We start from the raw sequence: 22,559 nt of genomic DNA on the forward strand, positions 1-22,559 counted from the left end.
TCACAGTTTTCGGCTGTAGGTCCAAGTGGGTACGGTGGCATCACGCGCCACCGAAAAGGTTTCAGCATCGCCAAGATAGGCAAAGCCACTATGTGTCAGAACCCGGGCCGAGGCCGGGTTGTCCTGAAAGACGCTGGCAAACATCGCGGCATTCTTCAGGGGGTTGGCGGCGACCAATCCCTCCACCGCCTCAGACGCCAGGCCAGTGTTCCAAAACAGCGGCGCCACCCAATAGCTCACCTCGGACTGGTTCCGATCCATCTGCTTGAGATTGATCAGCCCCAGCAATTCCCCCTCGCCCGACTTGGTGCCGTCGATGGCCCAGACAGCTGCTTCGGCTTCCGGATCCATGGCGCGGGTCACGAAAGCCTCCGCCGCGCCCGGCGGATAGGGATGCGGGATCGAGGTGGTCATCTTCGCGACCCGCACGTCGCCTGCGTAGAGCTCGATCAGCCCCATATCCGACCGCCTGAGCGGACGCAGTGTAAACCGCTCGGTCTCGATGACCGGCTGCGTGGTGATCTGATCCATCTTCATCTGTCTGTTCCTCCTCCGAACATCACAGCGACTTCGGGCAGGTTCTGCTGGAAAACCATGACACTCATATGTTTTTCCTCGAGCCGCTCTGCAAGGGCACATGCCGCCGCAGCGCCGGAACGAGAAAGGGGACCGGCGGTTTCGCCGATCCCCCTAAGTTCTTGAACCCTTCAGGTTACGGCTTACTCGGCGGCCTCCGCCGCGGGCAGGACCGAAATGAAGGTGCGGCCCTTGAGGCCCTTGTGGAACTTCACGGCGCCATCGGTCACGGCGAAGATCGTGTGATCCTTGCCCATGCCAACGCCTTCGCCCGGCCAGAACTTGGTGCCGCGCTGACGCACGATGATGTTGCCCGGGATGACGGCCTGGCCGCCATAGAGTTTCACGCCAAGGCGGCGACCGTCAGAGTCGCGGCCGTTGCGGGAGGAACCGCCAGCTTTCTTGTGTGCCATTCGTCTCTCTCCTTACGCCTGAGCCAGCTCTTTGGCCTGTTCAACCCATTCGGGTTTCACTTTGACCGCGTCGATAGCAGCAATATCGGCTTCCGACAAGGCTGCGATCTGAGCAAAGGTCGCCAGACCGGCTTCGACCAGCTTCTTGGCGGCGGCGGGGCCGACACCAGTGATCTTGGTCAGATCGTCGGCGCCGGCGGCGGCGGGAACGTCAGCGCCCTTGCCGGTGGCAGCCTTGACACCGGTCGCATCCGCGCCCGAGGCCAGGATGTCGGTGATCTTGATCAGGGTCAGCTTTTGACGGTGGCCCTTGGTGCGCTTGCTCGAATGCTTCCGGCGACGGCGAACGAAGTGGATCACCTTGTCAGCTTTGACCTGGTCGATCACTTCAGCCTGAACGGCGGCGCCAGCCACGAAGGGCGCGCCGACGACGAGGGCGTCGCCACCCAGCATCAGAACATCGTTGAACTGAACTTTTTCGCCGGCATCGGCAGCCAGTTTTTCCACGCGGAGCACGTCGCCCGCCTGGACTTTATACTGCTTGCCACCGGTCTTGAGGACCGCGAACATGGGTCATTCCTTTTCTTACCGCGTCCTGTGGTCCCCCGTGCGGGGCGTTTGCGGCCGGGATTTACACCCGCACCACCGTCAGACAGCGCGCCCCTTTCGGAGCGTCATGATAGAGAAACCCGGCACGCAGATCACGGGCCGGGATGCGCGCTTATGACGTCGGCGGGCCGCGCTGTCAACAGGAGTTACCGCCATTTCCCCCGGTTTTCCGGGGAAAACCGCGCAGTTTGCCCGCGCGCGCGTCGCCGCCCCGCTTCTGGTCGGCTCAGATATCGCTGGCCAGCATCTCGGCCGCCAGTTGCCGCCCCAGCCGATAGGAGATCTCGGGATAGATCGCGCCGAATCCCTGAAACAGCGCCCGGTTCAGCGCCTGGCCGGCCGGGGTTTCGCAAAATCCGACATAGGCGCGCAGGTCTTCCGGCGCCAGCGGCCGATAGGCCAGCAGGAGATAGGCGAACAGCCAATCCTCGGTTTCGGCCCGCGTCGCTGCCGCCTCGCCACGGACCTGATCCAGCCGCTCCGCCGGGGTCAGATCCAGCGCGCCGCCGTCGGCCAGCCCGGTCAGAAAGGCATAGCTCGCGCTCATCGCGCTTTCGACGTTCAACTGGATCAGATCGTTGACCTCGATATAGCGGGCGATATCGGCCAGCGGCTCCGGCATGTCGCCGCGCCTCTTCATCCCCAGCCAGAGCCCGCGCGCGGCGCTTTCGGTGTCTGGATCGCGCAGCGCCTGCCGCGCCGACAGTTCCAGCGTCACGATCTCTCGCCCGCGCGGGGTGTCATAGAAAGCGATGGCCGCGGCGATCTGCTCGCCAGTCAAATGCTCGGACAGCGCCGTGCGAACCGCCAGCGCCAGCGCCGCGGCATCGTAGATCGTCGCCACCTCTCCGGCCCAGTGATCGCCGCCCTGCCCGTCCAGCAGCTCGGCATCCAGCGCGGCGCCGTGCTGCAGCCCCTCCTGATGCAGCGCCTCGGCCAGATCGTCAATCCTGAGCAGCCGCGCCAGATCGTCCACCCCGGCCGCCATCGCGCGCAGCGGCGTCAGGACCAACAGCAGGATGATCAGCAGCCGCATGGATCAGATATCCTCGCCCTTGCCCAGCGTCGCCATCCGGCCCGCCAGCACCTCGAACCGGTTCGCCATCACCTCGAACTGCACCGCGTTCAACAGCTCATAGACCTTCTGCATCTCGGGCGCCTTCAGCGCGTCGATATACTGGCGGATCTCGTCATCGGTGAAATCGCGATAGGTATAGGCCGACTTGTTCAGCGAGGAGATGCGGATCGCCGCCGCCAGGTCCTGGCGATTCTGGTCGAGCATGGCACGCAGCCCGTCGGAATCGGTGCGCAGTTCGATCACCCCGGCGGCGCTCGCCGCCATGAGAAAGCGATACTGGATCTCCTGCAGCGCCCGCACGCTCGCGTCGGTGCCGCCGATCACGTCGATCATCTCGGACAACAGGGCGGCGCGCGGCGCCCCTTCGGCCCGCATCTGATCGAGCAGCTTGGCGCCCGCCTCTTCCTCGGCCGCGTTATCCTCATTCTCCTGCGCCGCATTCTCGGCCGCCACCAGACGCTTGCCCAGATCCGAGCCATAAAAGGCCATGGCGTGATCCAGCCAATCGTCCTTGAGCGTCGGCTGCAACAGCTCCAGCGCCAGCCCGCGCATCACCTTGGCGTCGAAGACCTGGGCCGAAAGCCGCTCCCACTCCACCCCGAAGGCGCCAGGATCGATTCCCAGCATGGTGGGCGCGGCGCTGGCCGATTGTCCGATGGCATCCAGCGCCACGTCGAATCCGGTCACCTGCAAAAAGCCTTCGATCCGCGTTCGATCGGCCGCCCGCGCTGGCTGCGGCCACGCCTGCAGCGCGATCAGCAGCAGGACAGAGAGGACCGCCAACAGGCCATGCCGGCGGAAAACAGGGGTGATGCGGGGGGTGATCAGGGTGCTCATGCGCGGAAGGTACGAGTTTCCAAGGCGCCCGCAACGGAAATTCAAAAAAAAGCGAAAGGATGCCGAATACGCCCCTTGCAACGGTCTGAGGTTGCCGTTAAACGCACCCCTCACAGACCCCCGCGGAGAGATGCCGGAGTGGTCGATCGGGGCGGTCTCGAAAACCGTTGTGGGTGCAAGCCCACCCAGGGTTCGAATCCCTGTCTCTCCGCCACAATGCCTTTCATGGCATTGAGCTTTAATAATATTCCCCTTTCCCGATCCGCTTGGTTTGATCCCACCCAGGCCCATTCGGGTCTGCTTGCGCGCCAGGCTTTCGATGTTTCAGGCCCGGGACCCATTCATCCACCGGAAGACCTGGAACCTGCCACGGCGCAGGACATTTGTTCCCGTCTGTGCTGCGGTTCACAAGCCGCGTCATCGGCCGGCGCGATCACGCGCGGCGTCATGCCGGGCCCGAGCCGGAGGATGCCCGTTCACGCGCCGCCCCCGCGTTGCGGAATCAGCGCAGCCGGGGAACGGTGTGGATTTTTCACATTCTGCGGCATATTTTCGAAAATAGTTCTCCTTGACGCATGGACGAAGGTGGCTCTGGTTTTTAAACCGATAGAGATGCACCTCGTGCCGACAAAGGGGAACGTATGGCCCGCAAGAGCAACGAAAATTCCGAACGCCCCCAGGACGTGACGCTGGGCCAGCACGCCTACGACCGCCTGCGGTCGGATATTCTGCGCGGACATTTTCCTCCTGGCAGCCCCCTGCGCCTGCAGGCGCTGAAGGACCGGTACGGGCTCAGCTTCTCACCTCTGCGCGAGGCGTTGAACCGATTGCAGAGCGAACGCCTGGTCGAAGGTTTCGCCGCCCGCGGCTTCCGGGTGCCGGGGGTGTCGATCGCCGAAATGTGGGACGCGATGGAGGCCCGCATCCTGATCGACTGCGAAGGGCTGCGCCGGTCGCTCGCACGCGGGGACGACGCATGGGAGGTCTCGGTGCTGGGCACCTGTCACGCCCTGTCGCTCAGCTTTGAGCGGGTGCTGAAACTAGACCGCCCCTCGACCGGCGCCGAACGCAACGAGCTGGAGGATCGCCACGAGGCCTTTCATGCCGCGCTGATCGCCGCCTCGGGCTCGGACTGGCTGCGGCGCTATTCCACCCAGCTCTACGAGCAGACGCAGCGCTATCGCTGGCCGTTCTTCACCATTTCGGCCGATAACGCCTTTCTCCAGCGCAGCTATATCGAGGAACATCAGGCCATCGCCGAGCGCGCCGTCGCCCGCGACCCGGAGGTGGTGGAGATGTTCGCCAGATCGCTGCGCCGCACCGGAGAAGTGATCGAGGCGATGACCCTCAAGGCAGAGGCCGCCGCCACGACGTGAGGCGGCCCCCGGCCTGGATCAGTGGCGGATCAGCTCCGGCAGCCAGGTCGCCAGTCCGGGCCAGGCCGCCAGCAACAGGATCAGCAAAAGCGTACAGGCCAGATAGGGCAGCGTCGCCAGCGCGATCGCCCCGATCGAGGTGCCCTTGGGCGCCACCCCGGCCATGACGAACAACAGCAGCCCGAAGGGCGGCGTCGACAGCGACATCTCCAGCGCCAGCAGCATGATGACACCGAACCAGATCGGATCGAGCCCATGCATCTGCACCAGCGGCATGAAGATGGGCAGCGTCAGCATCATGATGCTGAGCTGGTCCATGAACATCCCCAGCACGATCAGCACCAGCAGGATGCCGGCAAACAGCGCCCACCAACCCAGGTCATAGGAGGTCGCCAGCCCGATCAACCCGCTCGAGGCCCCGGAAAACGCCAGCAGCTGGGAAAAGGTGGTTGAGCCGATCAGGATCATCAGCATCATGCCCGACACCTTCAGCGTGCCCATGAAGGATTTGGTCAGCATCGCGCGGCTGAACTTGCCATAGCAAATCGACAGCAGCAGCACCGACAGCGCACCGAAGGCGGCGCTTTCCGTCGGCGTCGCCCAGCCCAGCAGGATCAGGCCGATCACGCAGAACACCACCAGCCCCATCGGCGCCACGTTCACCAGCAGCGCGCGCAGGATCTCGCGCGCCGATGCCGGCGCGACGTCATAGGTGGGCGCCGCCTCGGGGTCGATGATCAGCGACAGCCGGATCACCACCACATACATCGCCATCAGGATCAGCCCCGGGATCAGCCCGGCGATCAGCAGCGCCCCCACGTCGATCCGGGCGAGCGAGCCCAGCAGCACCGCCAGCGACGACGGCGGGATGATCATCGCGACCGAGCCGGTGGCGATGATCGGCCCCATGATGATATGAGGCTTGTAGCCGCGCTTCAGCATGTCGGGCATCAGCGTCGATCCGAGCATCGCGGTATTGGCCATCGACGAACCCGACAGCGTGGCGAACAACGTGCCCCCCGCCACCGTCAGATAGCTCAGCCGCCCCTTCAACCGGCCGAAGCACATGTCGAGCGCGTCAAAGATGCGCACCGCCAGACCGGAGTGGAACAGCACCTCTCCCATCAGGGTGAACAGCGGCACCGGCAGCAGCGCGAAGGTGGTCACGCTGTCGGTGGCATTTGCGACCAATTGGTCGATCCCCCCCAGCCCCCCCATGAAGATCATCACCCCCACGAGGTTCACGCCGAGGAAGGCCACCGCCACCGGCATGCCGAGGAACATCAGCAGGAAAAGCCCACCCACCAGGAGGGCAAGCGCAAACATCCAATCCATCTCAATGCTCTCCCGATGCGCCGGTATAAAGGTCACCCCGCAGGGTCATGCGCAGAAATTCGACCGCCATCAGGAACAGCCCGACCGCCAGCATGGCATAGAGAATCCAGCCCGGGATCGAGATCGAGCGCATGTCGAGCCGCCCGGTGGCCAGTTCCTCGAGCGTGAGCGCGGCAGCGCGCCAGCTCAGCACCCCGGTGATCGCCGCCGACAGCAGGGTGACGATCCTGCTGACGACCCGTCGCACCGCACCGGGCATCATCCCGGTGAAGGCGCCGATGGCGATATGGCCGTTCTCCCGCACCAGCCAGGGGGCCGCGCACATGGTGGAAAACAGAAGTGCATATTCGGTCAGCGCCGAAGTGCTCTGGAACGGGCGTTGCCCGGTGTTGCGCAGCACCACGTCAAGGACGATGGCGGCGGCGACAAGCCCGATGCTGGCGGCGCCGATGGCGGCCAGACCGGTGACGAGGCGGTCATAGAGAGTTGGGCGCAAGGCAGGTCTCTGATCAGATCGGGTGAAAAGATGGCGCCCCGGCAGGAAGGCCCCGGGGCGCGGCCGAGAACCGGTCAGCAGGGCTGAGCCGGTTCCGAACGATCATTCAAAGAACTTTGCCCGCAGCTCGTCATAATAGGGCGATCCCGAAGCCTTCAGCCGGCCCCAGGCCGAGCCATAGGCGCGATCAAGATAAGTCTTGGCCGCCTCGCCTTCGAGGGTGATGACCTTGATCCCCTTCTTCTGCACCGCCGCATCGGTTTCCGCCGTGATCTGGGCCAGGTGATCGCGGGTGGCGATCTCATGTTCGGCGGCGGCCTCGGTGATCACCGCCTTGGCCTGATCCGACAGGCCGGCCCAGGTTTCGGGGTTCATGATGATCGTCAGGTCGGTGTTGAAGAAACCCGGGTCGATCCGGTATTTCAGATACTTGTCCCAGCTCAGGTCCATCACCCCGGCGACCGGCCAGCCGATGCCATCAAAGGTCTTGCGTTCCAGCCCGGTATAGACATCCGGCACCGGCACCGACACCGGCACCGCCCCCACGCTCTCGAAGAAGGCGGTATAGATCGGCTGCGACCGCAGGCGCATGCCCCCCAGATCCGGCAGGCCGTCCGCCCCGATCTTGGGTTCGTCAACGGACCAGATATGAAATTGCAGCCCCGATTGGGTCAAGGCCACCAGCCGCACCCCCAGCTTTTCCTCAAAGATCTTCTGCATCAGCGCCAGACCGCCGTTGCCGCGGATCTCCTCGGCGTCCTTGGTGGCGCCGACAAAGGCGTCGATCTCGGGCGCGGTGCCCAGATGGTGCGTCGACGGGCCATATTGGATATCGACGATGCCGCGCTGCACGGCCCCCAGTTGCTGCGCCGGCGGGATCACCTCGGGGCCGCCGATCAGCTGGATCTGGACCACGCCCTTGCCCTTTTCATTGACCAGATCAATGAAGCCCTTGAACTCCTGGCTCCAGAACATCGGAACCGGGAAAGAGGTGATGGCCTTCAGCGTTTCCTGCGCGGCGACCGCCCCGGGAAGCGCCAGGGCCAGAGCCAGCGCGGCAGCGCTCCGGCGGAGAAATTTGGAACGAGAGAGCATGTGAGACTACCTTCCTGTTGTGCCGTCTTCGCGGCGTCAGTGATGACCTGTCGGAACGGGATGCCGTCTTGCGCGGCGGGTGGCCCCGGTGTGCCGGGGTCCACCGAAACAGTCTCCAAGAGCCATGGAGCTGTCAATTTTGTTTTAGACAATCGCCATCATTTTCGAAAATTTGATGCCGATTGCACAATGTGGACACTCACACCGCTTCGGTGACCAGAGTTGCGGCCGGAGCACGGGCCAGGCCTTCGGCCTTCAGCCTGTCGGCCAGGGCCCGCAGCCGCGCCTCGCGATAGGCGGCGACATCCATGCCCTCGTAATCGAGGAACCCTGCCCCGGTCTTCAGACCGATGCGCCCGGCGGCCATGTTGTCACGGATCACCTGCGGAGCGGCATAGCGATCGCTGTGCAGCGCCTGGGCCAGATAATTCGAGGCGTGATAGAGGATGTCGCCGCCGCCCCAGTCGATGAACTCCAGCAACCCCAGCACCGAGAAGCGGAAGGAGAACCCATAGCGGATCGCCTTTTCCAGATCGGCGGCACTGGCGACGCCTTCCTCGACCATGCGGGCCGCCTCGTTCATCGCCACCTGCTGGATCCGCGGGATCATATAGCCGGGTGAGGCCGCGCAGGGCACCGGCACCTTGCCGATCCCCTCCAGCAGCGCCGAGAGCCGCGCGGTAACCGCCGGATCGGTTCGCTGCCCGGCCGAAATCTCGACCAATGGCACCAGAAAGGCCGGGTTCAGCCAATGGGCGTTCAGGAATGTCTCCGGTCGCGGCAAAGCCGGCGACAGGTCATCCACCAGGATGGTCGAGGTGGTCGAGGCCAGGATCGCCCCGGGCCGCATCAGCGCCTGCGCCCCGGCCAGCGCCTCGCGCTTCAGATCGAGGATCTCGGGAACCCCTTCGAAGACGACATCGGCCTGTCCAAGCGCCTCGGCCGCCAAGGATTGCGGCACCACCCGGATGCGGTTTGAGATCACCTCGACCGCGGTCTCGGAGCCAAGGTCGAAGCGCGCCATCATCGCCAGGGTTTCGGCGATTTCCGCCTTGGCCTCGGCGGCGAGACGGTCGAAAGCCTCGGCCGGGCGCGGCTTGAAATCCACCAGGTCGACCGGATGACCGGCCCAGGCGAAGCAAAGCGCGATGCCGCGCCCCATCCGCCCGGCGCCAAGGCAGGCGATGCGGCCGGTCATGCGGTGACCTTTCCGGCCACCTGCGCCTGCAGCTCGCGCACCCCGCCGGTCAGACCCAGCTTGGAAATCGACCGCCCGGTTTGCATGAAGTCCTGCCCAGTGATGGCCCCGCCCAGCGACATCAGCGACCGCGCCACCGGCACGTCGACCCCGGCCGCGTCGGCCAACGACACCAGCAGCGACAGGCCCAGGCGCGTGTCTTCCATCATATAGCGGTGTTCGGTCAGGACGATGTTTTCGCGCCAGTCGTTCGAGTCCTTGAGATTGGCGCGGCTCTTGCGGTCGTACATCCACATCTCCCCGTCGCGGTAATGGTCGGCCAGCGGGAAATGCGGCGCGCCATAGCCAAAGGCCTCGCGCACGGCGACCCGTTCGGCATCGAGCAGATCGGTGGTGCGCCGGATCGCCGGCTGGGTGCCTTCGTTGTGAATATCCCAGGCCTCGAAATGCTCAAGCGGGCCGGCGTTCATGATGATCAGCGGCGGGTGAATGATCGGCCCCGCGTTCATCAGCGCCGCCGAGATCACATCGCCGCAATCCTCGATCACCCCGGGGAAGGCGCGGTCGATCACGGCCCGGGCCCGGTCGCCATCCTCGACCGGCAGCACGCCGGTGGGCAGGCGAACCGCGCGGGTGGAAATCACCACCTCGGCGAACCCGTGCTTGCGCACCAGCCAGGGCAGCGTGCCGGTTTCGGCAAAGGCCACCCCCGCCGCCGTGCCGGCGGCTTCGCAAGCGCGCGCATAAAGCACCGTGCCCAGGGTGCCGGGCGGCAGGAACAGCACCTGCCCGGGCTCGAAATGCGGCGCGATGACCGGGGCCATTTCCTCATGCGCATGTGCCGGCACCGGAGAGACGATCAGCTCGGCCCCCTTCATGGCGGCGGCGATATCGTCGGTGATCCTGGCGATATGCGCCTCATGCGTGCCCTCGGCATCGCGCAGGGTGATCGTGTCGTTCAGCGCGTGATGTTGCGCCACCTCGGCGGCGCCCCGCCGCCACAGGGTGACGTCATGCCCGGCCAGTGCGAAATCCGCCGCAGCGGCGAGCGATCCGTTGCCGCCGCCAAGAACCGTGATCTTCATCCTTCTCTCCTGTCGTTCCGGCCCTCTAGGGGGCCTGTTTGACCGGAAGGTTAGAAGGCCATCGCTTCATACGTCAAACATATTTTATAAAAAAGTATCACGTTTCGCAAAATCGCCTGCAAATCATCCGACCTGTCACGGCCACCGCTGGACCTTGAGGTCGAATTCATGCTTCAGTTCTATCAATATCCACACTTCCGATAGGCATTGCCGATGATCGACAAGCTGGAAATGCTGCTGGCCCTGGCCAAGGAAAAGCACTTTGGCCATGCGGCCGAAACGCTGGGGATCACCCAGCCCACCCTGTCCGCCGGCATTCGCAAGCTCGAGGAGCAATTGGGCGTGCGGCTGGTACAGCGCGGGTCGCGCTATGGCGGGCTGACGCCCGAGGGCCAGCGCGCGCTGGAGTGGGCGCGGCGCATCGTCGGCGACAGTCGCCGGTTGCGAGACGAGATGCGCGCCTCGCATGCCGGGCTGTCCGGTCATCTCAGGATCGCGGTCATTCCCACCGCGCTGACCTGGGCCGCGCGGCTGACCGCCGGCTATGCCGAACGGCATCCGAATGTCACCTTCACCGTGCTGTCGCGCTCCTCGGGCGAGATTTTGCAGATGCTCGACAATCTCGATGTCGATGCCGGGATCACCTATCTCGACAGTGAGCCGCTCGGGCGGATGACCACGCAACCGCTTTATCACGAAGATTACGCCCTGGTCTGTTCGCCGGATCACCCGCTGGCCGGGCGCGACCGGATCGGCTGGGCGGAACTTGGCGATCTCCGGCTCTGCCTGCTGACGCCCGACATGCAGAACCGCCGGATCATCAACCGCAACCTGATGGAGGCCGGGGTGGAGCCGCAGGTTCTGGTGGAATCGAATTCCACCATCGTCATGGTCTCCAACGTGCTGAACGGCCCCTTCGTCACCATCCTGCCGGAGGATATGGCGCGGTTCACCGCAATGGGCCACGATCTGGAGCTGGTGCCGATCGAACGGCGGGGCACCCGCCCGGCGGTGGGGCTGATCGCGCCGCATCAGGACCCGCGCACGCCGGTGCTGCAGGCCCTGCTGAAGCTGGCCGAGGGGCTGCACCGTCAAGATTGATAGAAATCATCTATCACTTAACGGAACTTCGATATTGATTTACATCACCTCAGCCCCCAGAGCAGTCGTAAGACACTGGGAGTACCAAACCATGCCACGGGACATCCCGCAGCCGGAGGTGGAAGAGATCAAGGCGCTGATCGCCGGATTTTCCGATCTCGAAGGCCCGCTGCTGCCGATCCTCCATGCCCTTCAGGACGCTTACGGCGTCATTCCCGAAACCGCCCAGCCGCTGATCGCCGAGGCGCTCAATATCTCCAAGGCCGAGGTGCATGGCGTCGTCTCCTTCTATCACGACTTCCGCACCCTGCCCGCCGGTCGCCATGTGGTGAAGATTTGCCGGGCCGAGGCCTGTCAGGCGATGGGCGCGGCCGCCCTTGGCGATCACGCGCAGGCCCGCCTCGGGGTGGAATGGCACGGCACCACCGAAAACGGCGCCGTGACCTTGGAGCCGGTCTATTGCCTGGGGCTTTGCGCCTGCGGACCGGCGGCCATGGTCGACGGCAAGCTGCTGGGGCGGGTCGATGCCCAAAAGCTTAACCGCATCATCGCGGAGATCGAGGCATGAAGATTTACGTTCCCCTCGATTCCACCGCCAAGGCGCTCGGAGCCGATGATCTGGCCGAGGCCATCGCGGCAGAGGCTCAGGCGCGCGGAATTGAAATCGAGCTGATCCGCAACGGCACCCGCGGCATGGTCTGGCTGGAACCGCTGGTCGAGATCGAGGACAAAGGCCAACGTCTGGCCTATGGGCCGCTCTCCGCCGCCGATGTCCCTGCCCTGTTCGATGGCAAGATCGAGACGCTGGGCCGGGTCGAGGATATCCCCTTCTTCGCCCATCAGACCCGGCTGACCTTTGCCCGTTGCGGGCTGACCGATCCGCTGTCGCTGACTGATTATCAGGCCCATGGCGGGCTGGCCGGTCTGCGCCGAGCGCTGGGCATGGATGCGCTGCGGATCGTCGAAGAGGTCAAGCTGTCGGGCCTGCGCGGCCGCGGCGGTGCCGGCTTCCCCACCGGGGTCAAATGGGACACCGTGCGGATGGCGAAGGCGCCGCAGAAGTATATCGTCTGCAACGCCGATGAGGGCGACAGCGGCACCTTTGCCGACCGCATGATCATCGAGGGCGATCCCTTCTGCCTGATCGAGGGCATGGCGATTGCCGGCCTCGGCACCGGGGCGACCAAGGGCTATGTCTATATCCGCTCGGAATATCCCGTTGCCATCGACATGCTGCGTCAGGCGATCGAGATTGCCCGGATCGAAGGGGTTCTGGGCGCCTCGGTGCTGGGCTCGCGCCATGCTTTCGATATCGAGGTGCGGGTGGGCGCCGGCGCCTATGTCTGCGGCGAGGAAACCTCGCTGCTGAACTCGCTCGAAGGCAAGCGCGGCGTGGTGCGGGCGAAGCCGCCGCTTCCCGCGCTGGAGGGGTTCCTGGGCCGACCGACGGTGGTGAACAACGTGATCTCGCTCGCCACCGTGCCGGTGATCTTCGAAAAGGGGGCGGAGTTCTACGCCGATTTCGGATTGGGCCATTCCAAGGGTACCATCCCGGTGCAGATCGCCGGCAACGTGAGATACGGCGGGCTGTTCGAGACCGCCTTCGGCATGCCGCTGGGGCAATTGGTCGAAGCGATCGCCGGCGGCACCGCCAGCGGCCGCCCCGTCAAGGCGGTGCAGATCGGCGGGCCGCTGGGCGCCTATTTCTCGCCTGCCGATTTCGCCACCCCCTTCGGGTACGAGGAATTCGACGGTCAGGGCGGGCTGATCGGCCACGCCGGCGTGGTGGTCTTCGACGACAGCGCCGACATGCTGAAGATGGCGCGCTTTGCGATGGAATTCTGCGCGGTGGAAAGCTGCGGCAAATGCACCCCCTGCCGCATCGGCGCGGTGCGCGGGGTCGAAACCATCGACCGTATCGCCCAGGGCGACGCCGGCGCGGTGCCGCTCTTGACCGATCTCTGCGAGGTGATGAAGGACGGCTCGCTCTGCGCGCTGGGGGGCTTTACCCCCTATCCGGTGCTCTCGGCGCTGCAACGCTTCCCCGAGGATTTCGCGACGGTGAAGGAGGCGGCGGAATGAGCATCATGAACCTCCGCAAACAAACTCACTTCCCGGGGCGCGAAGTGTCCCGGATCGCGCCCAACCCCGCCCCCGTCACGCCAAAGACGTGCCTGCGGCACGGCGGCGGGCGCGATTGCGCCCCCCTTCGGTGCCGGGCGCGATCCTCTGTCGTCCTCAAAGCCGTTGGAGGCGTGGCATGAAAGACTTCATCATCCCCTGGGACGATACCCGCGACATGGGCACGCCCGAGAAACACGGCAAACCGGTCACGCTGACCATCGACGGGGTCGAGGTGACGGTGCCCGAGGGCACCTCGGTCATGCGCGCGGCGGCCGAGATCGGTACGCAAATCCCCAAGCTCTGCGCCACCGACAGCCTCGATGCCTTCGGCTCCTGCCGGCTCTGCGTGGTCGAGATCGAGGGGCGGCGCGGCACGCCCGCCTCCTGCACCACGCCGGTGCATCCGGGCATGGTCGTCCACACCCAATCCGACAAGATCCGCAAGATCCGCAAGGGGGTGATGGAGCTTTATATCTCCGACCACCCGCTTGATTGCCTGACCTGCGCCGCCAACGGCGATTGCGAACTGCAGGACATGGCCGGCGCGGTCGGCCTGCGCGACGTGCGCTATCAGGCGCCCGAAACCGCCCCGCTCGCCAATCATTTCGCCCCCCGCGACACCTCTGGCGCCGCCAACCCCGAATGGCTGCCCAAGGACGACAGCAACCCCTATTTCACCTATGACCCCAGCAAATGCATCGTCTGCAACCGCTGCGTCCGCGCCTGTGAAGAGGTTCAGGGCACCTTTGCCCTGACCATCGAGGGGCGCGGTTTCGACAGCCGGGTCTCTGCCGGCGGTACCGATTTCCTCAGCTCCGACTGCGTGAGCTGCGGCGCCTGCGTGCAGGCCTGCCCGACCGCGACACTGCAAGAGAAATCGGTGATCGAACTGGGCACGCCCGACCGATCGGTCATCACCACCTGCGCCTATTGCGGCGTCGGCTGCTCCTTCAAGGCCGAGATGCAGGGCGATCAACTGGTGCGCATGGTGCCCTGGAAACACGGCAAGGCCAACCGCGGCCATAGCTGCGTCAAGGGCCGTTTCGCCTATGGCTATGCCACCCACCCCGACCGCGTCCTGTCGCCGATGATCCGCGACAGCATCGAGGAACCCTGGCGCGAGGTGAGCTGGGACGAGGCGCTGAGTTTCGCCGCCAGCAAGATGCGCGGGATTCAGGAGAAATACGGCCGCCGCTCGATCGGCGTGATCACCTCCAGCCGCTGCACCAATGAGGAAACCTATCTGGTGCAGAAGCTGGCGCGCGCGGTGTTTCTGAACAACAATACCGACACCTGCGCCCGGGTCTGCCATTCGCCCACCGGTTACGGGCTGGGCCAGACCTATGGCACCTCGGCCGGCACCCAGGATTTCGACAGTATCGCAGCCTCGGACGTGGTGCTGGTGATCGGCGCCAACCCGACCGATGGCCACCCGGTCTTCGGCTCGCGGCTGAAAAAACGGCTGCGTCAGGGCGCCAAGCTGATCGTGATCGACCCGCGCCGCATCGACCTGGTGAAATCGCCGCATATCCGCGCCGCCCATCACCTGGCACTGCGCCCCGGCACCAATGTCGCCGTGGTCACCGCGCTGGCCCATGTGATCGTGACCGAAGGGCTTTATGACGAGGCCTTCATTCGCGAGCGCTGCGACTGGGACGAATTCCAGCTTTACATGGAATTCGCCTCCGACCCGCGCCACAGCCCCGAGGCGACCGAGATGCTGACCGGCGTGCCGGCGGCAGAGCTGCGCGCCGCAGCGCGTCTCTATGCCAAGGGCGGCAATGGGGCGATCTATTACGGGCTGGGGGTGACGGAACATTCGCAAGGCTCCACCACCGTGATGGGCATCGCCAACCTCGCCATGCTGACCGGCAACATGGGCCGGCCCGGCGTGGGGGTGAACCCGCTCAGGGGCCAGAACAACGTGCAAGGCTCCTGCGACATGGGCAGCTTCCCGCATGAGCTGCCCGGCTATCGCCATGTCAAACTGCCCGAGGTGCGCGCCATCTTCGAAGAGGCCTGGGGGGTGGAGATCGACCCAGAGCCCGGGCTCAGGATCAACAACATGCTCGATGCCGCCGTCGATGGCAGTTTCAAGGGCCTCTATTGTCAGGGCGAGGACATCCTGCAATCGGACCCGGACACCAAACATGTGGCCGCCGGCCTCGCCGCGATGGATTGCGTCATCGTCCATGACCTGTTCCTGAACGAAACGGCGAACTACGCCCATGTCTTCCTGCCGGGCTCCTCCTTCCTTGAGAAAGACGGCACCTTCACCAATGCCGAACGCCGCATCAACCGGGTGCGCCGGGTGATGGCCCCCAAGGCCGGCCATGCCGATTGGGAAGTCACGCAGCGTCTTGCCAACGCCATGGGCGCCGATTGGCACTATACCCACCCCGCCCAGATCATGGCCGAGATCGCGGCCACCACCCCCAGCTTCGCCGGCGTCACCTATGATCTGCTCGACGAAAAGGGATCGGTGCAATGGCCCTGCAACGAGGCGCACCCCGAGGGCACGCCGCTGATGCATGTCGACGGTTTCGTGCGCGGCAAGGGGCGGTTCATGATCACCGAATATGTGGCGACGGACGAAAAGACCGGCCCGCGCTTCCCGCTGCTGCTGACCACCGGCCGCATCCTCAGCCAGTACAACGTCGGAGCCCAGACCCGGCGAACCGAGAATGTGGTCTGGCACGATCAGGATGTGCTGGAGATCCATCCCCATGATGCCGAGGGGCGCGGCATCCGTGACGGCGACTGGATCCGGCTCGCCTCGCGCTCGGGCGAGACCACGCTCAGGGCGCAGATCACCGACCGGGTCAGCCCCGGCGTGGTCTATACCACCTTCCACCACCCGGACACCCAGGCCAATGTGATCACCACCGATTATTCCGACTGGGCCACCAACTGCCCGGAATTCAAGGTGACGGCGGTGCAGGTCAGCCCGTCGAACGGGCCGAGCGACTGGCAGGAGGCCTATAGCGCCCAGGCCGAACGCGCGCGCCGCATCCTGCCGGCGGCGGAGTAAGCCGATGCGCCGCCCGACCGCCCTCTCGGCCCCCGGCCTTTCGGTCCAGCGCGACGGCGCCCGCGCCATCACCCGCGCCCTGCCCGCCGAGGTGCCGGTCGCCATGGTCTTCGACGGCACCACCCAGGCGGTGATGATGGCGAGCCCCGATGATCTGGAGGATTTCGCCATCGGCTTCGCCCTGACCGAAGGGTTCATCGACCACCCCGACCAGGTGGCGGAGCTTGAGATCGCCCATCATCCCAAGGGGATCGAGGCGCGCTTCTGGCTGAGCCGGGGCCATGGCGAGACCCTCGCGGCGCGCCGGCGCAGCATGGCGGGCCCGGTGGGCTGCGGCCTTTGTGGCATCGACTCGATCGACCAGGCGATCCGGCCCTTGCCGCGCGTCGCCTCGGAGCTGCGCCTTGACGCCGCCCATGTCGCCCACGCCACCGAGGCGCTGCGCCATTGGCAGCCGCTGCATGATCGCACCCGCGCGGTCCATGCCGCCGGACAGTTGCGTGCCGATGGCTCCATCGCCCGCGTGCGCGAGGATGTCGGCCGTCACAACGCGCTCGACAAGCTGATCGGCGCCCTGGCGCGGGAGGGCGAGGATGCCGCGGCCTGCGCCTTTGTCATCACCTCCCGCGTGTCGGTCGAGATGGTGCAGAAGACGGTGATGGCCGGCTGTCCGCTGCTGATCGCCGTTTCCGCCCCCACCGCCCTGGCGGTGGAACTGGCGGAAGAGACGGGCCTGACGCTCGCCGCCTTTGCCCGCGGCGGCGGCTTCGACCTTTACGCCCACCCCCACCGCATCGAGACCGGAGCCGCAGATGTCGCCTGACAAACTGGTGATGATGGCGAACCAGATCGCCACCTTCTTCAAATCCCAGCCCGGCAGCGTCCAGGCCGAACAGGTCGCCGGCCATATCAATGATTTCTGGGATCCGCGCATGCGCGCCGCGCTGGCCGCGCATGCGGCAGCGGGCGGCGACAGGCTCGATCCGCTGGTTCTCGCGGCGATGGCCGAAATCCGGGTGCCCGAAGCGCAGGGGTGAGGCGCGGCTATCGGTCCCCCGGATGAATGGCTTTGCCTCTCGAGTTGGTTTCTGAGCGGCTTTGCCCCGGGTGTTGATTTTGAGGGGCTTTGCCCCTCGGGCCTGGCGGCCCTCACCCCAGGATATTTTCAGCTAGAAAAAGGTGTATCTGGCCGGCATTCCGGGTTCCCACCGCCGCGCGCGCCATCCTATAGAGAGCGCGAAGCAACGACAGGGAAATCAGATGCGCGATCAGATGTGGGACCCCGATATGCCGACCATGGACCTCGGCCCATTCAACCAGTTGGTCGGAGCCAAGCTCGACGCCTGGGGTCTTGGCCTGTCCCGCGTGATCTTCGATGTCGAGGACAAACACCTGAACGGTCTGGGCATCGCCCACGGCGGGGCTGCGATGACGGTGTTGGATTTCGCCATGGGCATGGCGGCCTCCTATACGCCCGCGGGCGAGCCGCGCCGGCGCTGCGTGACCCTGTCGATGAACACCCAATTCCTCAAGGCACTGACCCCGGGGCGCGCGATGATCGAAGCGCGCCAGGTCGGCGGCGGCGGCAAGACCTTCTTCATGGAGGCCGAACTGACCGACGCGGCAGGCGATATCTGCAGCCGCGCCCAGGGGGTTTTCAGGCTGACCAGGCTCAGCGACTGAGGCCCATGCGCCGCGCCGTCATGCTTGATGAGAAGCATGACGCCTCCTAACCTGCCGGCCGGCAAGAAAGATTTTCGGAAAGACCCCAGATGACCGCTCCCCAGACCCGCATGATCGACACCGACACCTGCCGGCTTTGCCTGCACGAATGGGGGGCCGAGCTGCGCGGCCAGGCGCCGACGCTGCTGCTGATCCACGCCACCGGCTTTCACGGCCGCTGCTGGGATCGGCTGCTGCCCTATCTGGGCGCGCGCCATGTCATCGCCCCCGACCTGCGCGGCCATGGCCAAAGCGACAGCGCACCCGTCACCGACTGGCGCGATCTGGCCCGGGATCTGACCGGGCTTCTGGATGCTCTGGACCTCGCGGCGGTCACCGCCGCCGGCCATTCGGTGGGCGGCGCCACCGCCTCGCTCGCCGCGCTCGCCCGGCCCGACCTTTTCGGCAAGCTGATCCTGATCGACCCGGTGATCATGCGCCCCGAGCTCTATGACCAGGGGCAGAACCGCCCCACAGGCCTGCCGCAAGATCATCCCGTCGCCCGCCGCCGCGCCGGCTTTGCCTCGGTCGAGGCGATGCGCGACCAGCTCGGCGCCAAGCCGCCCTATGTGCTGTTCGACGCCGGCGTGATGGAGGATTACTGCCGCTTCGGCACCGAGGAGACGGCGGATGGCACCCGCCGCCTGCTCTGCGATCCCGCCTTCGAGGCTTCGATCTATCAGACCGCCCTGGCCTATGCCGATACCCACAAGGCGGTGCGGGATCTGCAGACCCCGGCGCTGGTGATCCGCGCGCAGCAACCGGTGACCCCCGAGGATCTCCGCGACTTCCGCTTTTCGCCGACCGATCCGGGCCTCGCGGCGCATCTGCCACATGCTCACGATCTGGCGCTGCCGCAATTCACCCATTTCATCCCGCAGCAATCGCCCGCCTTCGCCGCCGGGCTGATCCTTGCGGGCGAGGCATCGCTCTGACGCCCCGGCGCTTCTTCTCGGCCAAATACGGCGGGGGAGTCACGGCCCTGCCGTGACGGGGGCAGCGCCCCCCAATGTCACGCCTTTGCGGCCTTGCTCCGCTTCTTTTCCTCGGCGACCTTCTCGGCCAGATCGCGGGCGATGGCGAAGGCGCCCTTGATCTTGTCGGCGTCATTGCGCCAGTCGCGCCGCACCACGATCTTGTTGTCCTTGATCTTGGCGAGCCCGTTCTGCCCCTGGACGAATTCCACCAGCCCGGCGGGCGAGGCGAATTTGTCGTTGTAGAACTGGATCGTCGCCCCCTTCGGCCCACCGTCGAGTTTGGCGATGCCGGCGCGTTTGCACATCGCCTTGATCCGCACCACCAGAAGCAGCGTGTTGACCTCTTTCGGCAGCTTGCCGAAACGGTCGATCAGCTCGGCGGCAAAGCCTTCCAGCTCCACCTTGGTGGTGAGGTTGCTGAGACGGCGATAAAGCCCCAGCCGCACATCGAGATCGGGAACATAGTCCTCGGGGATCAGCACCGGCACCCCCAGGTTGATCTGCGGCGCCCATTGATCGTCGGCCTCGGAGAGCCCCTCCATCTCGCCGGCGCGGATCTTGGCGATCGCCTCCTCCAGCATCTGCTGATACAGCTCATAGCCCACGTCGCGCATCTGGCCCGACTGCTCCTCGCCCAACAGATTGCCGGCGCCGCGGATATCGAGATCCTGGCTGGCGAGGGTAAAGCCCGCGCCCAATGTGTCGAGGCTGCCCAGCACGCGCAGCCGTTTCTCGGCGGTGGCGGTCAGCTTGGTGCGGGGTTTCGTGGTGAGATAGGCATAGGCGCGGGTCTTCGACCGCCCGACCCGGCCGCGGATCTGATAGAGCTGCGCCAGGCCGAACATATCGGCACGGTGGATCACCATGGTATTGGCGGTCGGGATATCGAGACCGCTTTCGACGATGGTGGTGGCCAGCAGCACATCGTATTTGCCGTCATAAAAGGCGTTCATCCGGTCGTCGAGATCGGTGGCCGCCATCTGCCCGTGGGCGGTGACGAAGGTCAGCTCGGGCAATTGGCTGCGCAGGAACTCCTCGATCTCCGGCAGATCGGAGATCCGCGGCACCACATAAAAGCTCTGGCCGCCGCGATAATGTTCGCGCAGCAGCGCCTCGCGGATGGTGACGGCGTCGAATTCCGACACATAGGTGCGGATCGCCAGACGGTCGACCGGCGGGGTGCCGATGATCGACAGATCCCGCACGCCGGACAGCGAGAGCTGCAAGGTGCGCGGGATCGGCGTGGCGGTCAGTGTCAGCACGTGGATGTCAGAGCGGAGCTGTTTCAGCCGCTCCTTATGCGAGACGCCGAAATGTTGTTCCTCGTCAATGATCAAGAGACCGAGGTTCTTGAACTGGATGCCCTTCGCCAAGAGCGCATGGGTGCCCACGACGATATCGACCGTGCCCTTGGCCAGCCCATCACGGGTTTTCGCCGCCTCGGTATTGCTGACGAAGCGCGAAAGTTGATGTACTGCAATAGGAAAGCCGCGGAAGCGCTCGGCAAAGCTGGCAAAATGCTGACGTGCCAACAGGGTCGTCGGGGCGATCACCGCGACCTGGACGCCGGACATGGCCGCGACGAAGGCGGCGCGCATCGCCACCTCGGTCTTGCCGAAGCCGACATCGCCGCAGATCAGCCGATCCATCGGCTGGCCGCTGTCGAGATCACCCAGAACGTCGGAAATCGCCCGCAGCTGATCGTCGGTCTCCTGATAGGGAAAGCGGGCGCAGAAGGCCTCCCAGGCGTGATGCTCGGGCTCCAGCACCGGCGCCTTGCGCAGCGCGCGTTCGGCGGCGACCCGGATCAACCGATCGGCCATCTCGCGGATGCGTTCCTTGAGCTTGGCCTTCTTCGCCTGCCAGGCGCCACCGCCGAGCCGGTCCAGCAGACCCTCCTCATGGCCATAGCGGGACAGCAGTTCGATATTCTCGACCGGGAGGTACAGCCTTGATCCTTCGGCATATTCCAGCAGCAGGCACTCATGGGCGGCACCGGCGGCGGTGATCACCTCAAGCCCCATGTAGCGGCCGATGCCGTGATCAACATGCACCACCAGATCGCCGGGGCTGAGCGATTGCGCCTCGGTCAGGAAGTTCTCTGCCTTGCGGCGTTTCTTCGGCGCGCGGATCAGCCGGTCGCCCAGCACGTCCTGTTCGGCGATCACCGTCAGCCCGCCGGCTTCGAACCCGGACTCCAGCGCCCAGACCGCCAGATAAAGCCCATGTTTGCCGATCCGGGTGCCATTGGGAATGGCGATGGTCTCGGCCAGGCCCTCGTCCTCGATCAGCCCGGAAAGCCGCTCGCGCGCGCCTTCCGAATAGGAGGCGACCAGCACCGGCCCCTTTTGAAGTTTCGCTTTAATATGAGACGCCAATGATCCGAAAAGACTTATGCTTTCCTGTTGGCGTTCCGGCGCGAAATTGCGACCGATCCGGCCACCGGCATCAATCACCCCGGGGCCGAGGGCCTGCGGCAGCGGGTGGAACTGCATCACCCGGCGGCCGGCGACCTCGGTTTCCCACATGGCGTCGTCGAGGAACAGCAGCCCCGGCGGCACCGGCTTATAAACGGTGTCGATCCGCGATTTCGACGCCATCGCCAGCCGCCGCGTCTCGTACTGATCGGCGATGCTGTCCCAGCGCGCCAGCCGCGACGGCGTCACCTGATCGTCCAGCGTGACGGTGGCGCCGGGAAGATAGTCGAACAGCGTTTCCAGCCGGTCATGGAAGAACGGCAGCCAATGTTCGATGCCCTGATGCTTGCGCCCGGCGCTCACCGCCTCATAAAGCGGATCATCGGTGCCGGCAGCGCCGAATTCCAGCCGATAGTTCTGACGAAACCGGGTCACCGCCGCCTCGTCCAGGATCACTTCCGAGACCGGCGCCAATTCCACCAGATCAAGCTTTTCGGTGGTCCGCTGCGTCGCCGGATCGAACCGCCGCGCCCCGTCCAGCACATCGCCGAAGAAATCGAGCCGCACCGGCCCGGCATCCCCCGGCGGATAGATGTCGATGATGCCGCCACGAATGGCGTAATCGCCCGGCTCCATCACCGTCGGGCTTTGCGAGAACCCCATGCGCACCAGAAAGCCGCGCAGCTGATCCTCGTTCACCCGCTGGCCGACACGGGCGGAAAACGCCGCCTCGCGCAGCACCTCACGCGCGGGGATGCGCTGGGTGGCGGCGTTCAGCGTGGTCAGCAGCACGAATTGCGCCGGCATCTGATGCACCAGCGCCGCCAGCGTCGCCATCCGCGCCGCCGAGATCGAGGCATTGGGCGACACCCGGTCATAGGGCAGGCAATCCCACCCCGGAAAGCTGATCACCGGCATCGACGGGTCGAAGAAGGCCAGCGCGGCGCGCATCGCCTCCATCCGCTTGTCGTCGCGGGCGATATGCAGCACCGGCGTACCGGTCCTGGCGATTTCCTTCAGGATCAGTTGTGCGTCAAACCCTTCGGGCGCGCCGCCAACAGTGATATGGCCGGCCTCGGTCATCTTATT

General features: G+C 65.4%; 20 protein-coding genes and 1 tRNA gene. 10 read left to right on the forward strand and 11 right to left on the reverse strand.

The features are described 5' to 3' along the window. From ACN0V4_RS11080 to ACN0V4_RS11100, 5 genes are all read right to left on the reverse strand, one after another. Window positions 1–537, reverse strand: a complete 537-nt coding sequence (locus tag ACN0V4_RS11080) for a GNAT family N-acetyltransferase (RefSeq protein WP_417676017.1) — start codon at window positions 535–537, stop codon at window positions 1–3. A gap of 182 nt (window positions 538–719) precedes the next feature. Then, complete coding sequence (rpmA, locus tag ACN0V4_RS11085; RefSeq protein WP_417676019.1) at window positions 720–989, reverse strand: 50S ribosomal protein L27; 270 nt, start codon at window positions 987–989, stop codon at window positions 720–722. A gap of 12 nt (window positions 990–1,001) precedes the next feature. Then, a complete protein-coding gene (rplU, locus tag ACN0V4_RS11090; protein ID WP_417676021.1) occupies window positions 1,002–1,559 on the reverse strand; it encodes a 50S ribosomal protein L21 in 558 nt (185 codons plus the stop codon). 265 nt (window positions 1,560–1,824) lie between these two features. After that, entirely contained in the window at window positions 1,825–2,634 is an 810-nt protein-coding gene (locus tag ACN0V4_RS11095) for a DUF2059 domain-containing protein (protein ID WP_417676023.1), read from the reverse strand. Between the two features lie 3 nt (window positions 2,635–2,637). Next, a complete protein-coding gene (locus tag ACN0V4_RS11100; protein ID WP_417676025.1) occupies window positions 2,638–3,513 on the reverse strand; it encodes a DUF2059 domain-containing protein in 876 nt (291 codons plus the stop codon). A gap of 124 nt (window positions 3,514–3,637) precedes the next feature. Between ACN0V4_RS11100 and ACN0V4_RS11105 the strand changes: the two genes are divergently transcribed. Beyond that, window positions 3,638–3,727 (forward strand) — tRNA-Ser (locus ACN0V4_RS11105). A gap of 427 nt (window positions 3,728–4,154) precedes the next feature. Beyond that, window positions 4,155–4,889, forward strand: a complete 735-nt coding sequence (locus ACN0V4_RS11110) for a GntR family transcriptional regulator (RefSeq protein WP_417676027.1) — start codon at window positions 4,155–4,157, stop codon at window positions 4,887–4,889. 18 nt (window positions 4,890–4,907) lie between these two features. Here the strand turns inward: ACN0V4_RS11110 and ACN0V4_RS11115 are convergent, their stop codons facing one another. The 5 genes from ACN0V4_RS11115 to ACN0V4_RS11135 all read right to left on the reverse strand — a co-directional run bounded on the left by ACN0V4_RS11115 (window position 4,908) and on the right by ACN0V4_RS11135 (window position 10,098). Then, the gene (locus ACN0V4_RS11115; RefSeq protein ID WP_417676029.1) at window positions 4,908–6,224 is read right to left on the reverse strand and encodes a TRAP transporter large permease; all 1,317 of its coding nucleotides are present in this window, start codon (window positions 6,222–6,224) and stop codon (window positions 4,908–4,910) included. Between the two features lies 1 nt (window position 6,225). Continuing rightward, entirely contained in the window at window positions 6,226–6,720 is a 495-nt protein-coding gene (locus tag ACN0V4_RS11120) for a TRAP transporter small permease (RefSeq protein ID WP_417676031.1), read from the reverse strand. Window positions 6,721–6,822: 102 nt separating this feature from the next. Next, window positions 6,823–7,815: a TRAP transporter substrate-binding protein DctP gene (gene dctP, locus ACN0V4_RS11125; RefSeq protein WP_417676033.1), complete on the reverse strand. Its 993-nt coding sequence runs from the start codon at window positions 7,813–7,815 to the stop codon at window positions 6,823–6,825. 199 nt (window positions 7,816–8,014) lie between these two features. Beyond that, window positions 8,015–9,013, reverse strand: coding sequence for a 3-hydroxybutyryl-CoA dehydrogenase (locus ACN0V4_RS11130; RefSeq protein ID WP_417676035.1), 999 nt, complete (start codon window positions 9,011–9,013; stop codon window positions 8,015–8,017). Beyond that, the gene (locus ACN0V4_RS11135; protein WP_417676037.1) at window positions 9,010–10,098 is read right to left on the reverse strand and encodes an NAD/NADP octopine/nopaline dehydrogenase family protein; all 1,089 of its coding nucleotides are present in this window, start codon (window positions 10,096–10,098) and stop codon (window positions 9,010–9,012) included. Before ACN0V4_RS11135 ends, ACN0V4_RS11130 begins: the two co-directional genes overlap by 4 nt. Window positions 10,099–10,311: 213 nt before the next feature. Here ACN0V4_RS11135 and ACN0V4_RS11140 point away from each other — a divergent pair, with 213 nt between their 5' ends. The 8 genes from ACN0V4_RS11140 (at window position 10,312) to ACN0V4_RS11175 (ending at window position 19,011) form a co-directional block, all read left to right on the forward strand. Beyond that, the gene (locus ACN0V4_RS11140) at window positions 10,312–11,199 is read left to right on the forward strand and encodes a LysR family transcriptional regulator (protein ID WP_417676039.1); all 888 of its coding nucleotides are present in this window, start codon (window positions 10,312–10,314) and stop codon (window positions 11,197–11,199) included. A gap of 91 nt (window positions 11,200–11,290) precedes the next feature. After that, window positions 11,291–11,767, forward strand: a complete 477-nt coding sequence (locus ACN0V4_RS11145) for a formate dehydrogenase subunit gamma (RefSeq protein ID WP_417676041.1) — start codon at window positions 11,291–11,293, stop codon at window positions 11,765–11,767. Next, window positions 11,764–13,281: a formate dehydrogenase beta subunit gene (locus ACN0V4_RS11150; RefSeq protein WP_417676043.1), complete on the forward strand. Its 1,518-nt coding sequence runs from the start codon at window positions 11,764–11,766 to the stop codon at window positions 13,279–13,281. The genes ACN0V4_RS11145 and ACN0V4_RS11150 overlap by 4 nt, the downstream gene beginning before the upstream one ends. A 178-nt stretch (window positions 13,282–13,459) precedes the next feature. After that, window positions 13,460–16,354, forward strand: a complete 2,895-nt coding sequence (fdhF, locus tag ACN0V4_RS11155; RefSeq protein ID WP_417676045.1) for a formate dehydrogenase subunit alpha — start codon at window positions 13,460–13,462, stop codon at window positions 16,352–16,354. A 4-nt stretch (window positions 16,355–16,358) separates the two neighbouring features. Continuing rightward, window positions 16,359–17,177 (forward strand): formate dehydrogenase accessory sulfurtransferase FdhD, encoded by an 819-nt coding sequence (gene fdhD / locus ACN0V4_RS11160; protein WP_417676047.1) that lies wholly within the window; start codon window positions 16,359–16,361, stop codon window positions 17,175–17,177. Continuing rightward, window positions 17,167–17,391, forward strand: coding sequence for a formate dehydrogenase subunit delta (locus ACN0V4_RS11165; RefSeq protein ID WP_417676049.1), 225 nt, complete (start codon window positions 17,167–17,169; stop codon window positions 17,389–17,391). The genes fdhD and ACN0V4_RS11165 overlap by 11 nt, the downstream gene beginning before the upstream one ends. Before the next feature lie 223 nt (window positions 17,392–17,614). Next, on the forward strand, window positions 17,615–18,037 hold the full coding sequence (locus ACN0V4_RS11170) for a PaaI family thioesterase (protein WP_417676051.1): 423 nt from the start codon (window positions 17,615–17,617) through the stop codon (window positions 18,035–18,037). Window positions 18,038–18,126: 89 nt separating this feature from the next. Beyond that, complete coding sequence (locus ACN0V4_RS11175; protein ID WP_417676053.1) at window positions 18,127–19,011, forward strand: alpha/beta hydrolase; 885 nt, start codon at window positions 18,127–18,129, stop codon at window positions 19,009–19,011. A gap of 77 nt (window positions 19,012–19,088) precedes the next feature. Here the strand turns inward: ACN0V4_RS11175 and mfd are convergent, their stop codons facing one another. After that, window positions 19,089–22,553 (reverse strand): transcription-repair coupling factor, encoded by a 3,465-nt coding sequence (mfd, locus tag ACN0V4_RS11180; RefSeq protein WP_417676055.1) that lies wholly within the window; start codon window positions 22,551–22,553, stop codon window positions 19,089–19,091. Window positions 22,554–22,559 lie beyond the last annotated feature (6 nt).

The sequence above is a fragment of the Pseudodonghicola sp. genome (assembly GCF_048268305.1).
In the GTDB taxonomy this organism is placed as follows: domain Bacteria; phylum Pseudomonadota; class Alphaproteobacteria; order Rhodobacterales; family Rhodobacteraceae; genus Pseudodonghicola.

Excerpts from the sequence above, each read along its gene's own strand:
- dctP (WP_417676033.1), bottom strand. The coding sequence starts at position 7,815 with ATGCTCTCTCGTTCCAAATTTCTCCGCCGGAGCGCTGCCGCGCTGGCT.
- mfd (WP_417676055.1), bottom strand. The coding sequence starts at position 22,553 with ATGACCGAGGCCGGCCATATCACTGTTGGCGGCGCGCCCGAAGGGTTT.
- fdhF (WP_417676045.1), top strand. The coding sequence starts at position 13,460 with ATGAAAGACTTCATCATCCCCTGGGACGATACCCGCGACATGGGCACG.
- rplU (WP_417676021.1), bottom strand. The coding sequence starts at position 1,559 with ATGTTCGCGGTCCTCAAGACCGGTGGCAAGCAGTATAAAGTCCAGGCG.
- ACN0V4_RS11175 (WP_417676053.1), top strand. The coding sequence starts at position 18,127 with ATGACCGCTCCCCAGACCCGCATGATCGACACCGACACCTGCCGGCTT.
- ACN0V4_RS11095 (WP_417676023.1), bottom strand. The coding sequence starts at position 2,634 with ATGCGGCTGCTGATCATCCTGCTGTTGGTCCTGACGCCGCTGCGCGCG.
- ACN0V4_RS11165 (WP_417676049.1), top strand. The coding sequence starts at position 17,167 with ATGTCGCCTGACAAACTGGTGATGATGGCGAACCAGATCGCCACCTTC.
- ACN0V4_RS11145 (WP_417676041.1), top strand. The coding sequence starts at position 11,291 with ATGCCACGGGACATCCCGCAGCCGGAGGTGGAAGAGATCAAGGCGCTG.
- ACN0V4_RS11150 (WP_417676043.1), top strand. The coding sequence starts at position 11,764 with ATGAAGATTTACGTTCCCCTCGATTCCACCGCCAAGGCGCTCGGAGCC.
- fdhD (WP_417676047.1), top strand. The coding sequence starts at position 16,359 with ATGCGCCGCCCGACCGCCCTCTCGGCCCCCGGCCTTTCGGTCCAGCGC.
- ACN0V4_RS11100 (WP_417676025.1), bottom strand. The coding sequence starts at position 3,513 with ATGAGCACCCTGATCACCCCCCGCATCACCCCTGTTTTCCGCCGGCAT.
- rpmA (WP_417676019.1), bottom strand. The coding sequence starts at position 989 with ATGGCACACAAGAAAGCTGGCGGTTCCTCCCGCAACGGCCGCGACTCT.
- ACN0V4_RS11080 (WP_417676017.1), bottom strand. The coding sequence starts at position 537 with ATGAAGATGGATCAGATCACCACGCAGCCGGTCATCGAGACCGAGCGG.
- ACN0V4_RS11130 (WP_417676035.1), bottom strand. The coding sequence starts at position 9,013 with ATGACCGGCCGCATCGCCTGCCTTGGCGCCGGGCGGATGGGGCGCGGC.
- ACN0V4_RS11140 (WP_417676039.1), top strand. The coding sequence starts at position 10,312 with ATGATCGACAAGCTGGAAATGCTGCTGGCCCTGGCCAAGGAAAAGCAC.
- ACN0V4_RS11135 (WP_417676037.1), bottom strand. The coding sequence starts at position 10,098 with ATGAAGATCACGGTTCTTGGCGGCGGCAACGGATCGCTCGCCGCTGCG.
- ACN0V4_RS11115 (WP_417676029.1), bottom strand. The coding sequence starts at position 6,224 with ATGGATTGGATGTTTGCGCTTGCCCTCCTGGTGGGTGGGCTTTTCCTG.
- ACN0V4_RS11170 (WP_417676051.1), top strand. The coding sequence starts at position 17,615 with ATGCGCGATCAGATGTGGGACCCCGATATGCCGACCATGGACCTCGGC.
- ACN0V4_RS11110 (WP_417676027.1), top strand. The coding sequence starts at position 4,155 with ATGGCCCGCAAGAGCAACGAAAATTCCGAACGCCCCCAGGACGTGACG.